Annotated in this window: 12 protein-coding genes; 7 read left to right on the top strand and 5 right to left on the bottom strand. The window is 61.8% G+C overall.

Annotated elements, in window-relative coordinates; all coding sequences use genetic code 11:
* Window position 1: 1 nt before the first annotated feature.
* From ahbB to ACYVIA_RS20700, 3 genes are read left to right on the top strand one after another with little or no spacing between them, the layout of a single operon-like run.
* Window positions 2-508: a siroheme decarboxylase subunit beta gene (gene ahbB / locus ACYVIA_RS20710; RefSeq protein WP_460844078.1), complete on the top strand. Its 507-nt coding sequence runs from the start codon at window positions 2-4 to the stop codon at window positions 506-508.
* Window positions 509-518: 10 nt separating this feature from the next.
* Entirely contained in the window at window positions 519-1724 is a 1206-nt protein-coding gene (gene nirJ / locus ACYVIA_RS20705) for a heme d1 biosynthesis radical SAM protein NirJ (RefSeq protein WP_460844077.1), read from the top strand.
* Window positions 1721-3280: a cytochrome D1 domain-containing protein gene (locus ACYVIA_RS20700; RefSeq protein WP_460844076.1), complete on the top strand. Its 1560-nt coding sequence runs from the start codon at window positions 1721-1723 to the stop codon at window positions 3278-3280. The genes nirJ and ACYVIA_RS20700 overlap by 4 nt, the downstream gene beginning before the upstream one ends.
* A 66-nt stretch (window positions 3281-3346) precedes the next feature.
* Here ACYVIA_RS20700 and ACYVIA_RS20695 read toward each other — a convergent pair whose 3' ends face one another.
* Window positions 3347-3703 carry a hypothetical protein gene (locus tag ACYVIA_RS20695; RefSeq protein ID WP_460844075.1) on the bottom strand — a complete coding sequence of 119 codons (357 nt, stop codon included), beginning with the start codon at window positions 3701-3703 and terminating at the stop codon, window positions 3347-3349.
* A gap of 399 nt (window positions 3704-4102) precedes the next feature.
* Between ACYVIA_RS20695 and petA the strand changes: the two genes are divergently transcribed.
* The 3 genes from petA to ccoG are packed head-to-tail and all read left to right on the top strand — an operon-like array spanning window position 4103 to window position 6368.
* A complete protein-coding gene (gene petA / locus ACYVIA_RS20690) occupies window positions 4103-4711 on the top strand; it encodes a ubiquinol-cytochrome c reductase iron-sulfur subunit (protein WP_460844074.1) in 609 nt (202 codons plus the stop codon).
* A gap of 40 nt (window positions 4712-4751) precedes the next feature.
* On the top strand, window positions 4752-4889 hold the full coding sequence (locus ACYVIA_RS20685; protein WP_460844073.1) for a DUF3149 domain-containing protein: 138 nt from the start codon (window positions 4752-4754) through the stop codon (window positions 4887-4889).
* A gap of 54 nt (window positions 4890-4943) precedes the next feature.
* Window positions 4944-6368 (top strand): cytochrome c oxidase accessory protein CcoG, encoded by a 1425-nt coding sequence (gene ccoG, locus ACYVIA_RS20680; protein WP_460844072.1) that lies wholly within the window; start codon window positions 4944-4946, stop codon window positions 6366-6368.
* 197 nt (window positions 6369-6565) lie between these two features.
* Here the strand turns inward: ccoG and ACYVIA_RS20675 are convergent, their stop codons facing one another.
* The gene (locus tag ACYVIA_RS20675) at window positions 6566-6757 is read right to left on the bottom strand and encodes a YgaP family membrane protein (protein ID WP_460844071.1); all 192 of its coding nucleotides are present in this window, start codon (window positions 6755-6757) and stop codon (window positions 6566-6568) included.
* An 85-nt stretch (window positions 6758-6842) separates the two neighbouring features.
* The gene (locus tag ACYVIA_RS20670; protein ID WP_460844102.1) at window positions 6843-7709 is read right to left on the bottom strand and encodes an MBL fold metallo-hydrolase; all 867 of its coding nucleotides are present in this window, start codon (window positions 7707-7709) and stop codon (window positions 6843-6845) included.
* 234 nt (window positions 7710-7943) lie between these two features.
* On the opposite strand from ACYVIA_RS20670, the gene ACYVIA_RS20665 reads away from it, so the two are divergent.
* On the top strand, window positions 7944-9377 hold the full coding sequence (locus ACYVIA_RS20665) for a sigma-54 interaction domain-containing protein (RefSeq protein WP_460844070.1): 1434 nt from the start codon (window positions 7944-7946) through the stop codon (window positions 9375-9377).
* A 98-nt stretch (window positions 9378-9475) separates the two neighbouring features.
* On the opposite strand, the gene ACYVIA_RS20660 is transcribed toward ACYVIA_RS20665, so the two are convergent.
* The gene (locus ACYVIA_RS20660; protein ID WP_460844069.1) at window positions 9476-10708 is read right to left on the bottom strand and encodes a GGDEF domain-containing protein; all 1233 of its coding nucleotides are present in this window, start codon (window positions 10706-10708) and stop codon (window positions 9476-9478) included.
* 260 nt (window positions 10709-10968) lie between these two features.
* Window positions 10969-13119: a putative bifunctional diguanylate cyclase/phosphodiesterase gene (locus ACYVIA_RS20655; RefSeq protein ID WP_460844068.1), complete on the bottom strand. Its 2151-nt coding sequence runs from the start codon at window positions 13117-13119 to the stop codon at window positions 10969-10971.
* Between the last annotated feature and the right edge of the window lie 283 nt (window positions 13120-13402).

The following is a 13402-nucleotide window of genomic DNA, read 5'->3' as shown; positions in this document are numbered from 1 at the left end:
GATGAACCAACGTGCTGAATCCACGCCCGCGCCGATCGACACCACTGATCGCGCGATCATCATCGCCACGCAGCAGGGCCTGCCGCTGGTGCCGCGTCCCTACCATGCGATTGCAGAGCAGCTGCAGCTCGACCCGGAGGACGTGATGGCGCGCGTGCGCAGGCTGCTTGACCTCGGCGTGATCCGCCGCATCGGCGTGGTGCCGAACCACTATGCGATCGGCTACCGTGCCAACGGCATGACGGTGTGGGACGTGCCCGACGAGGTGGTGGACGAGCTCGGCGAACAAGTCGGCAAGCTCGACTTCGTCACCCACTGCTACCGCCGCCCGCGCCACCTGCCGCACTGGCGCTACAACCTGTTTGCGATGGTACATGGCAAGAGCCGCGATGACGTGGCTTCCCAGATCGCGCAGATCAAGGAATTGCTCGGCGAGCATGTGCGCGCCAACGATGTGCTGTTCAGCACCAAGATTTTGAAGAAAACCGGCCTGCGACTGGTCGGGTAAGGAAAAGACTATGTTCCGTATTAGCGAATACATGCGAGAAATCGCTGTCCCCACACCGCTTGGCCCCAAGCGCAACCCGCCCGGCCCGGTGGTGATCTGGAACCTGATCCGCCGCTGCAACCTGACCTGCAAGCACTGCTACTCGATCTCTGCGGACAAGGACTTTGCCGGCGAGCTCTCGACGGCAGAAGTCTACGAGGTGATGGACGACCTGCGCGGGTTCCGCGTGCCGGTGCTGATCCTGTCGGGCGGCGAACCGCTGCTGCGCCCGGACATCTTCGACATCGCCAAGCGCGCCAAGCAGATGGGTTTCTACGTCGGCCTGTCCACCAACGGCACGCTGATCGATGAAAGCAATATTGATCCGATCGCGGAAGCCGGCTTCGACTATGTCGGCATCAGCCTCGACGGCATCCGCGAGACACACGATGTGTTCCGCCGCAAGGAAGGCGCCTTCGATGCGTCGCTGCGCGGCGTCCAGATGTGCCACGACCGGGGCATCAAGGTCGGCGTGCGCTTCACGCTGACGCAGGACAATGCACACGACCTGCCTGCACTGCTGAAGCTGGTGGATGACGAGGGCATCGACAAGTTCTACCTGTCGCACCTGAACTACGCCGGGCGCGGCAACAAGAACCGCGGACGCGACGCCTTCCTGCAGACCACGCGCACCGCGATGAACCTGCTGTTCAACACCGTCTGGAACAACGTGCAGCGCGGCATCGAGAAAGACTTCGTCACCGGCAACAACGATGCCGACGGCGTGTTCCTGCTGCAGTGGGTGCGCCAGCACTTCCCGGAGCGCGAAGCGCACCTGCGCGGCAAGCTCGCGCAATGGGGCGGCAACTCGTCCGGTGTGAACGTGGCCAACATCGACAACCTCGGCAACGTGCATCCGGACACGATGTGGTGGAACCATAACCTCGGCAATGTGCGCGACCGCAAGTTCTCCGAGATCTGGATGGACACTTCCGATCCGCTGATGGCCGGGCTGAAGTCCAGCCCACGGCCGGTGAAAGGTCGCTGCGCGGAATGCGCCTATTTCGATGTGTGCGGCGGCAATACCCGCGTGCGCGCGATGCAACTGACCGGCGATCCGTGGGAAGAAGATCCCGCCTGCTACCTGAGCGACGAAGAAATCGGCGTCACCGGCGATCGGGAGCGCGTGCAGCTCAAGCCCTATATCAAAATCCGTACTGCAGGGAGTGCATCATGATCGGACGTACGTTATTAACCGGCGCAGCAGCCTTGCTCGCCCTCTGGTATGGATCGTCGGCCTTTGCAGCATCCGATACCAACGCGCTTTACCAGGCCAATTGCGCAGCCTGCCATGGCGCCGACCGTCTCGGCGGCACCGGACCTGCGCTGTTGCCCGGCAACCTCGAACGCCTGCGCAAGCCGGCGGCCATCACGACCATTTCCGAGGGACGCATCGCCACGCAGATGCCGGGATTTGCCGGCAAGCTGAGCGGCGACGACATCAAGGCGCTGACCGAGCTGATCTATACGCCGCTGGCGAAGACGCCCGAGTGGGGCATGGAGCAGATCCGCGCGTCGCGCATTGAGCATGTGAAGCCGGGCACGCTGGGCGACAAGCCGGTGTTCAAGGCCGACCTGCTGAACCTGTTCATCGTGGTAGAACTCGGTGATCACCACGCGACGCTGCTCGACGGCGACAAGTTCGAACCGATCGCGCGCTTCCCGACACGCTACGCCTTGCATGGCGGGCCCAAGTTCTCGCCGGACGGCCGCTATGTGTACTTCGCCTCGCGCGACGGCTGGGTGACCAAGTACGACATCTGGAACCTGAAGGTGGTGGCCGAAATCCGCGCCGGCATCAATACCCGCAACCTCGCGGTATCGAGCGACGGGCGTTATGCGATGGTGGCGAACTACCTGCCGCATACGCTGGTAGCGATCGATACCGCCACCATGACGCCGATCCGCGTGATCGACGTCACCGACGGCAAGGGCAAGACCTCGCGCGTGTCGGCGGTGTACGACGCAGCACCGCGCAAGAGCTTTGTCGCCGCCTTGAAGGACATCCCCGAAGTATGGGAAATGACCTATGACGACAAGGCGCCGCCGGTCTATCAGGGACTGGTGCATGACTACCAAATGGGCGAGGGCATCCCTATCGAAGGCCCCTTCCCGCCGTTGCGGATCAAGACGGAGGACTATCTTGACGACTTCTTCTTCAACAGCACCTACGAATACCTGATCGGCACCTCGCGCGAGGGCCGCAGCCAGGTGGTGGATCTTGATCTCAAGCGCACAGTCGCGAACGTGGAGCTGCCGGGCATGCCGCACCTCGGCTCGGGTATCACCTGGGAGTACCAGGGCAAGCCGGTGCTGGCCACACCCAACCTGAAGGAAGGTTTGGTTACTGTGGTCGACATGACGAACTGGAAGACCGTCAAGCAGATCAAGACCGACGGTCCCGGCTTCTTCATGCGCAGCCACGAGAACACGCCATATGCGTGGGTCGATGCCTTCAATAGCACCAAGGACCGTGACGTGATCCAGCTCATCGACAAGCAGAAGCTCGAGATCGTCGCCCGACTGCGCCCCAGCCCTGGCAAGGTTGCTGCGCATACCGAGTTCACCCGCGATGGCAAGTATGCGCTGGTCAGCATCTGGGAAAACGACGGCGAGCTGGTGATCTACGAGGCGGCGACGCTGAAGGAGGTCAAGCGCCTGAAGATGAAGAAGCCGTCAGGCAAGTACAACGTGCACAACAAGATCACGCGCTCCGCAGGAACGAGTCACTGAAGAACCTGCCGACCTGCTCCAACCAGGCGCGCCCGCTCTGCCGGCGCGCCTTTTCTTTTGCCTGCGCTACTTGAGGAAGCCGCGAGCCTTCATGCGGTCGCAGGCGTTGGCGCGTGGTGCGGGAAGCGTGACGCCCTTCTCCTTGGCACGCGCTTCCATCTGCACACGGTGCTCTTCCTGGAAGGCCTTGCATTCTTCATAGGTCTGGAAGCTGTGCATCTTGTTGCGGTGCTCGATGCGCTCTTCCGGCGTCATCAGCGACCAGCCGCGCACATTGGACTGGTCGAACGCCATGCGGCCGGGCCCCATTCCACCGCCTCCCCCCATTCCGCCGCCGCCCATTCCACCGGGGCCTGCGGCAAAGGAGGATAAGGCCAGCATTGCGGCCGACGCGAAGACAGCGAAGTTGATGGTCGTTTTCATGATGGACTCCTTGGTGAACATCAATCGGATCTCATGGTGACATGATCTTTTGCACATCCAAATTGCACGCAAGAACCGGTCCAGTGAAATGATAAAACCGGCTTGCGCTGTCGCCCTCGCTTTCCCGCGCCCGGCGGGCCTTTGCCGAAGCCGGCGACTGACGCAGCGGCAGCCGCACCACGCAGTTATGCCACACGTGGCAGCGACTCGACAGTTATGGCAGAAAATCCTGCCAGCCCGCAGCTTCGTACGGTGGCCCTGTTTATTCTTGATCTGGCTCAAGTCCGCCAGTTGCGCGGATTTCCGGCGTCTTCCAGTATGAGAGTGACTGCTTTAACTGCATGGCATACATGTTGCGTATTGCTCGTCAACATTACCCAACGAGCGACAGGTACTTCCATGACGACAGAACTGCAACCGAATGACGAGCGGCGCATGCTGCTGATTGCCACCACCGCCGCAGCCGCTGTACCGGCGGTGGCATCCGTTGGCGCCCTGGTATCCACCTTCCAGCCGTCCGAGCGGGCAAAAGCCGCCGGCGCGCCGGTGGAAGTGGAGATCGGCGACCTTGCGCCGGGCGAAATGCGCACCGTGGAGTGGCGCGGCAAGCCGGTGTGGGTGCTCAGGCGCACACCGGAAATGCTGTCCGCGCTCGATCCGTTGAAGGACAAGCTGGTCGATCCCGATTCGCAGCGCAATCCGGAAGAGTTCACGCCGGAGTATGCGCGCAACGTGCACCGCTCGATCAAGCCGGAAGTGCTGGTCACGATCGGCATCTGCACCCATCTCGGCTGCTCGCCAACGGCGAAGTTCACCCCGGGCGCGCAGCCCTCGCTGCCGGATGACTGGGCGGGCGGCTTCCTCTGCCCCTGCCACGGTTCCATCTTCGACCTTGCCGGCCGCGTCTACAAGAACATGCCGGCCCCGGACAACCTGCCGGTACCGCGCCACATGTACCTGACCGATACGCGGCTGGTGATCGGAAAGGACGAAAACGGCGAGGCCTAGGTTTTGACGCATCGGATTTTTCAACCACAGGGAGTCTGACATGCAAGCACTTCAACTGTTGTTCACCTCGGACGTCGGGTTATTCACCGTCGCGGTCTTTGTCGTCATGCTGGCGATGATTGTGTACTTCTCCTGGCTGTTCGCCTTCAAGAAGGACTCATCGGCGGGACAGCAGTAAACGTTATGGCAATCGGCCCGTGGCAGCGGGCCGCCAATCGAAAGTCAGCAAGCAATGAGCACATCACGAAGCAAGACCATACCGATCAAGCCGGCCGCCGGCGAAATGACGCAAAGCTTGTATGCGGCACGCAGGAAAATCTATCCACGCTCGGTGGCGGGATGGTTCGCCAGCTGGCGCTGGGTCATGGTCTGGTTCACGCAGATTCTGTTTTACGGCGTTCCGTGGCTGACGTGGAACGACCGGCAAGCCGTGCTGTTCGACCTGGCCGCACGCAAGTTCTATGTCTTCGGCCTGGTCTTCTGGCCGCAGGACTTCATCTACCTGGCACTGCTGCTGATGATCTCGGCGCTGTCGCTATTCCTCTTCACCGCAATTGCAGGGCGGCTGTTCTGCGGCTATGCCTGTCCGCAGACCGTCTATACCGAGATCTTCCTGTGGATCGAGCGCAAGATCGAGGGAGAACGTCCGGCGCGCATGCGCCTGGACGAGGCGCCGATGTCTGCGCGCAAGTTCGGCATCAAGTCGGCCAAGCACCTGACATGGGGCGCATTCGCGCTGTGGACCGGCTTTACCTTCGTCAGCTACTTCACGCCGGTGCGCACGCTGGCGCAGGAGGTTGCCACCTTCGCACTCGGCCCCTGGCAGACCTTCTGGATCTTTTTCTACGGCTTTGCCACTTACGGCATGGCAGGCTTCATGCGCGAACAAGTCTGCAAGTACATGTGCCCGTATGCGCGCTTCCAGAGCGCGATGTTCGACAAGGACACGCTGATCATTACCTACGATGCGGAACGCGGCGAGCCGCGCGGCGCCCGCGGCAAGAAGGCCGATCCGAAGGCAATGGGCCTGGGTTCCTGCGTGGACTGCAACATCTGCGTGCAGGTTTGCCCGACCGGCATCGATATCCGCAACGGTCTGCAGTACGAGTGCATCGCCTGTGCCGCCTGCGTCGACAGCTGCAACGAAGTGATGGAAAAGATGGGCTATGAGAAGGGCCTGATCCGTTACACGACGCAGAATGCCCTCACCGGCAAGCTCAGCCGCTCCGCCACCTGGAAGCGCGTGCTGCGTCCGCGCGTGCTGATCTACACCTCCATCCTGTGCCTGATCGCATTTGCCGCAGCCCTGTCGCTGACGATGCGCCTGCCGCTGAAAGTGGACGTGATCCGCGACCGCGGCATGCCGCGCGAGGTGGAAGACGGCAAGATCGAGAACGTGTACAAGCTGCAGGTCATGAACACGGACGAGCGCCAGCACCGGTATGTCATCGAAGTTCAGGGCATCGATGGCGCCCGCGTTGCGTCAGAAAGTACCGTTGACGTGACTGCCGCCACCACGCGCGCCGTCCCTGTGCGGGTGCAGATACCGGGCGGCAAGCAGGAGCCGGGCTCGCATTCCATCAGGTTCGTCGTGCGTGACCAGGACAACACCGACGTGGAAGTGGACGAGAAGGCGGTCTTCCTGGTGCCTCGGTAAAAAAACACCTTTCTTTGCGCCGGGGGGCCGAGCATCGGCCCGCAGCACGGCAGCGGACATCCTGCCCGGAAAAGGCTCCGACAAAACAAAAGGCGCCGTTGATGAACTCAACGGCGCCTTGGTTTTTTCTGCTCCTGCTGCTGTTGTTTCGTCCCGAGTGGAGGCGAGGAGACGACTGGTTCTTTGTTCTCCCTGGCTTACTTCTTCAGTTTGCAGGTACGGATTCCCAGCAGCGGATACGCCGGGCAAAAGCCAAACAGGCCGGTAGCGAGCGGTACGACACCCAGCCAGCCCCAGGCACCGATGGCGCCCATCACGGTTGCCCCGATAAGCGCGAGGCCGACGACGATGCGCAGGATGCGATCAATACCACCAACATTTGCTTGCATGTTTCTCTCCTTGTGAAAGTAATGATGTCGTTAAAGCAGTTTCTACTGCCCGTATGCTCCCCGCAGGCCTGAGCCGCAACGCGATTTAGAACGCATTAAGCGGAATCTTCAGGTAGCGTGTGCCGTTCTCTTCCGGTTCCGGCAGCTGTCCTGCGCGCATGTTGACCTGCACCGAAGGCAGCAGCAGCGCAGGCAGCTCAAGCTGGGCATCGCGCGCATTGCGCATCGCGACGAATTCATGCTCGGTAATGCCGTTGCGCACGTGGATATTGTTTTCGCGCTGCTCGGCGACGGTGATCGCAAACTGCACCTCCCTGCCGCCGGGCGGGTAATCGTGGCACATGTACAGAATCGCGTGTGCGGGCAGGCTCAACACCTTGTTGACCGAGTGGTACAGCGTGCGAGCGTCGCCGCCGGGAAAATCGCAACGCGCGGTGCCGTAGTCCGGCATGAACAGCGTGTCGCCGACGAATGCGACGATGTCGCGGCCGTCGGTGACGACGTAGGTCATGCATGCAGGCGTGTGGCCCGGCGTGTGCATGGCACGGCAGGAGAGCTTGCCGACTTCAAAGCGCTCTTCATCGACAAACAGATGATCGAACTGACGGCCGTCGCATGGGAAATCCTTGCCTGCATTGAACAGGCGCCCGAATACCTGCTGCACCGCGGTGACATGCTGGCCGATCGCAATCCGCCCGCCCAGCTTCTGCTTGAGATAGGCAGCCGCCGACAGATGGTCGGCGTGGACATGCGTCTCGAGTATCCACTGCACCGTTGCGCCGAGTTCGTGCACGCGCGCGATCAGCCTGTCTGCGGACACGGTCGAGGTGCGGCCCGACTTCGCGTCATAGTCGAGCACCGGGTCGATCAGCGCGCACTGTTTCGTGCCGACATCCATCAGGAGGTAGCTGACAGTGGACGTGGCGGGATCAAAAAATCCTTCGACTTGCATCGCGCGGGGCGGGATCAATGGCTCTCTCCGTACAAACCGGTGGCAGGATGCCACCCTTTCTGTCTGCAATTGAGCAAAACCCGCGCCAGACATCTAGCGCCCGAAAAATCGCCTATCTCGCTGATTTGTAACGCACTTCTCGAAAAAGTCGATGCCTTCAACGATGCCACTGTCATCAAGCCTTGACAGTGCTGGCAGCGCTTGGCAGAGTGGGGACGACAACAAGGAGCATGCATGGTCCCGCACGATTTCTCTTCGCCACACGATTCCGCGACAACGTCCCTGACGCCCATATCACCCACGTCGCCCGCACCATCCACCTCGCCCACGACAGCCAGCGTGTCGCCCGGCGCATTGCCCACCGCCCCGCAAGTGCAGGCACTGCTTTCCTACCTCGAGCAGGAGCCGCAACCGATGATCGTGCTCGATCCGGACTACAACATCCTCGCTGCCAATACGGCGTACCGCCGGCAGTTTGCCACTGCCGACAAACCCTACATCGGCCACAAGTGCTACCGCGTCTCGCATCACTACGACCGGCCATGCGACCAGGCTGGCGAGCACTGCCCGATGAAAAAGGCTGCGGACTCCGGAACGCGCGACCGCGTGCTGCACATCCATCACACACCGCGCGGCCCGGAGCATGTGGACGTGGAGTTGAGGCCCATCCTCGACGACCAGCATCAGATCGTCGCCTATGTCGAGCAGCTCACCGTGGTGCGCAGCGCGTCCGCACGGCCGAGTGCGGAAGGGCTGGTGGGGCGCTCTGCCACCTTCAACGAAGCCCTTTCCGCGCTGCAGCGTGTTGCGCCGTCGAACCTGCCTGTGCTGTTGCTGGGGGAGTCGGGCACCGGCAAGGAACTGTTTGCGCGCGCCGTGCATGAAGCGAGCGACCGCGCCAGCGGCCCGTTTGTTGTCGTGGACTGCTCGGGTCTGACGGAGACGCTGTTCGAGAGTGAACTTTTCGGCCATGAAAAAGGCTCCTTCACCGGCGCCAATGCGCGCAAGCATGGCCTGGTCGAAACCGCCGAGGGAGGCACGCTCTTCCTCGATGAAATCGGCGATGTGCCGCTTGCGATGCAGGTGAAGTTGCTGCGCCTGATCGAATCCGGCACCTTCCGCCGCGTGGGCGGCGTGGAGACATTGCGCGCCGACTTCCGTCTTGTGGCTGCAACCCACAAGCCCTTGCAGCAGATGATGACCGACGGCCGCTTCCGGCAGGACCTCTACTACCGGATCAGCGCCTTTCCGATCCATTTGCCGGCTCTGCGCGAGCGCCCCGACGACATTCCCTTGCTGATCAATTCCATCCTGCAGCGTAGCGGAAAGGGGAAGCTGACGGTCGAACCCGCTGCCATGGCGCGCCTGCAGGCGTATGCGTGGCCGGGCAATATCCGTGAGCTGCGCAATGTGCTGGAACGCGCCCGCCTGTTTGCCGACCAGGGCGTCATCCGCGCCGAGCACCTGCCGCGCGACCTGGGTGTGACGGCGGCAGCACCGGCACCGCTCGCCGCGGCGCTGCCGTTGCGCGGACGCGGACTGACGCAGGATGAAGTGTTGAGACAGGCAGCGTCAGGCTTCACCGGCACACGCCGCGAGCTTGCCACGCAATTGGGAATGAGTGAAAGGACGCTTTACCGCAGGCTGAAGGCGCTGGGGTTGGCGTAAGCCGCGCACGGCGATCTGCAGCAATCGGTCGCCTGCGCGGCCACTTGCAGGCGCATTGATGATGCTTTGATGATGCTTGGATAGCGCTTGGGCGGCGCTCACGCAGCACGTGACAGCGCATGCCCACCGTCAGGAAGCGCCGGCCAGTCTGCAATCTCCACCCGGTTCTTGCCGGAGTGTTTTGCGACGTACAGCGCCTTGTCCGCGGCGGCGATCAGCGTTGCAGCCGACACATGCCCGCCCTCGCAAGTCGCCACACCGATGCTGACCGTGTAGATGAGCGAATCGCCCGAAACGCCCTGCTCCGCCACGGCACGCAGGCGTTCCGCGATGCCGCTCGCTTCTTCCTGCGAGGTGTTCGGCAGCAGCACGATGAATTCCTCGCCGCCATAGCGCCCCAGAAGGTCATAGTTGCGCAGCACGTACTGCGCCTTCTGCACGTAGTCCGCGAGCACCTGGTCGCCAACAAGGTGACCGAGCTGGTCGTTGATGCTCTTGAAATTGTCGAGGTCGACCATCAGCACGGAGATTGGCCGGCCATCGCGACGCGACTTCAACAGCTCGCGGTCCAGCGCGTCGAAGAAGGTTCCGCGCCGGCAGGCACCGGTCATGTCGTCGTAGGCGGCGGCATATTCCAGCTGCCGCTGCAGCCGGCGATTCACCATGAGCATGAACCCGAGGCTCAACGCGACGATGGAGAAGGAGAAGGTTGCCAGATAGAGGTGCTGCAACGGCGACACGTCGAGGATAGGATCAGCCGCGTCCAGCTGCAGCACCGACGCCATGCTGCGCACAAAGCAGATGACCGACGTAAAGAGGAAAACAATCTCGGTGAACCACTCGGCAAAGCCCTTTTGCTGCAGCCGATGAATGACGACCGCACACGCACCAAAAAGGCCGGCATTCACAGTCCCTATCAGGATCACGCGCATGCGGTAGTCATCAACGATGAATGTCGGCCAGACCAGTGCGAACGCAACCGCCGCAATCAGCAGCAGAATATTTCCCTTCCTCACCGGCAGGCTGGAAAACGCCTGCAGGCTGCAGTACATGAGCGAGATTCCCGAGACCAGCATGACATTGGCAAGGTAGCTGGAGAACGTCAGCGGAATACTGCCCCGCAAGGAAAACAGGAGCGACGCGGCCGCCATCACGAGACATGCCAATCCCCACGTCGATAGTCCGCGGATCTCCTTCGGAAAACTGCGGTGCAGGACGAAGAAGATGAAGGTGCACAGGATGCCAAGTGCCCCTGAGATGATGATGAATGAACGAGGATCGAACCCCAACACGGCGACGCTCTCTTCCTGGATGATTTGTCCATGAATCACCCCAAAGCTGCCCGTTGGGCACGTGAAACGAGGCGAGAACGTGCATTTTAGCGGGAACGAAAGGCCGAAGTGTCAGTTTGGCAAATAATGGCGCGCAAGAGGCGCCGCAGTGTTGTATATCCGCAGTACCGGGGCGCCACGCCGCAGGACGAAATCATGCAGCCCTGAACTGGCATGCTCAACAGCGGAGCACGCGATCCAAGCGACAGCCCGAGACCTTCCAAAGACTGGAATCACGCCCCGGCGCACCCGATGCCGAGTCAATGCAACGTGATGGATGACGAAACAGGCAATGGCTGGCGCCAAAGCCCGTCCGGCTGCCAGGTGCGTACCCATGCAGGCAGTTCGTCGGCAGGCATCGGCCGCGCAACGCCATAACCTTGCGCAAGTTCACACCCGAGGCGCAGCAGCACCGCGCCATGCTCCGGCGTCGCCACGCCTTCTGCAATGACATGATGTCCGAATACCCTGCTCAAGCCGACGATGCCTTCGACAATGGCAATGTCTTCCGGCTGCTCGAGCATGCCGCGGACAAACGTCTGGTCGATCTTGACGGTCTCGACCGGAAGCAGCTTCAGGTAGGTCAGTGAGGAATAGCCGGTGCCGAAGTCGTCCAGCGCAAAACTGACGCCGAGGGCACGGCAGGCCCGGATCACGCCGGCGACATGCTGGATGTCCTCCAGCGCCGCCGTCTCCAGGACTTCCAGCTCGAGCCGGCCCCGTGGCAGCACGGGGTAGGCCTCCAGGTGTGCTTGCAGACGCGCGACGAAATCGTCGCGGAGCAAGTGGCGGGCGGCGATGTTAACACTCACACTCAAGTCAAATCCTGCCTCGCGCCATTCGGCGAGCTGTGCAAGCGCCCTGGCGATCACCCAGTCGCCCACGGCAACGATCTCGTCAGTCGATTCGATCGCAGGAAGGAATTCCCCGGGCGGCAGCCGCCCGCGCAACGGATGCTCCCAGCGGATCAGGGCCTCCGCGCCGACCACCGATCCCAGCCGCATGTTGACCTTGGGCTGGAACTCCAGCACGAACTCATTGTTGCGTAATGCCGCACCGACGCTCGCTATCTGTTCCCACTGGATGCGCGTGCGCCGATCCTGCTCGGGATCGAACAGGTGGTACCGGTTCTTGCCTTCCTGTTTGGCGGTATACATCGCGCGGTCTGCATGCCGGATCAATGTCTCGCCGTCGACGTTATCGAAGGGATACACCGTGGCACCCAGGCTGGCAGACACGCTGTACGCATGGCCGCCAACGAGCATGGGCGCGCTGACTGCCGACAGGAGGCGCTCCAGCAACGACGTGCAATCTTCAAGCCGGTCGATGCCGAACAACAAGACGAACTCGTCGCCGCCGATACGTGCCACGGTGTCGGTGTCGCGCAGGCAGGCCTGCAAGCGCGCGGCGATATCGATGAGCACACGGTCGCCGGCGTCGTGGCCGAAGCGATCGTTGATCGGCTTGAAACCGTCGAGGTCGAGATAGCACACCGCCAGAAGGTTGCTTCCCGCCGCAGTCGCGGCAATCGCCTGGCTCATGCGCTCTGCCAGCAGTGCCCGGTTGGGAACGCCAGTCAGGACGTCGTAATGTGCCATTCGCCTGAGCTCGTTCTGGTGCTGCTTCAGGATGGTGATGTCCTCGACGATGGACCATATGCAGGCGCTGCCGTCGGCGCCGGTGATCAGCATGCCGTTCAGGCGCAGCGGGATGAGGCTGCCGTCGGCACGCCGGTATTCCTTTTCATACGGTCCGTAACGCCCGGTCCGCAACAAGGCGTCGAGCTTGCCCGACTCCGCTTCGTGATAGTTCTCCGGCGTCAGCACCCAGTAGTCGAGCTGCCTCAGCGTGTCTGCGTCATATCCGGTGATGCGCAAAAACGCGTCATTGAACTCGACAAACCTGCCCGACATATCGGTGAGCGCGATGCCCAGCGGCGAGAGATCGAACAGGCTGCGCAGTTTCTCTTCGCTTTCGCGGCGCCGTACTTCGGCCGCATGGCGTTCGCTGACGTCGATGGCCAAGCCGACGAGCCAGGGTCGCCCATCGATCAGCGTGCGCCGCCCCGTGAAGTAGTGCGGAATCAGCTGTCCGCCTTTTGTCAGCAACGGTGCCTCGAGGTCGCTCTGGCCATCCGCGAAAACGCGGCGCACGCGCTCGCGAAGCGCATCCTGTGCTTCAGGCGGGAAAATTTCACCCGCATGCATGCCGGCGATTTCTTCGTCTGCGTATTGCGTCACTGCGGACAGCTTCCTGTTCCATAGTGCGAAGCGGCTTTGCTCGTCCAGCACGTAGAAGATGCCGGGCAGGCTGTGGATGAGGTCGTCAAAGAAGTTTTTTTCCTCGCGAAGCGACTCCGTCAGCCGCTGCACCGTGACGAGGTCGATCAGTTCGGAAAGCTGATTCTTCATAGCGCGCAATCGCTGTAGTGGACACGCCCGCACGCACAGTGCGGAACACGGTTGTAAGCTGCACGGCAACGCCCTGTCTTGCCGGACACTGTTTCTGCAGGATATACGGTCACTTTTGTATTAGAAACGCTCACACTGATTGCGTCTTGAAAAGATTGACAAGAGTCAAGCCGGTGTCCGCGTTATTTCCACAGGGCAACGTCAAACAAGCAAGGACGGTGTGCCTGCGGGACAAGGGCGGAGAGCGCCACGACGCGCGGTTGCCGGCATGGTGCAACGCTAT

Source organism: Noviherbaspirillum agri, assembly GCF_054780595.1.
The sequence above is the reverse complement of the archived record's forward strand: the minus strand, read 5'-3'. Positions and strand labels throughout refer to the sequence as shown.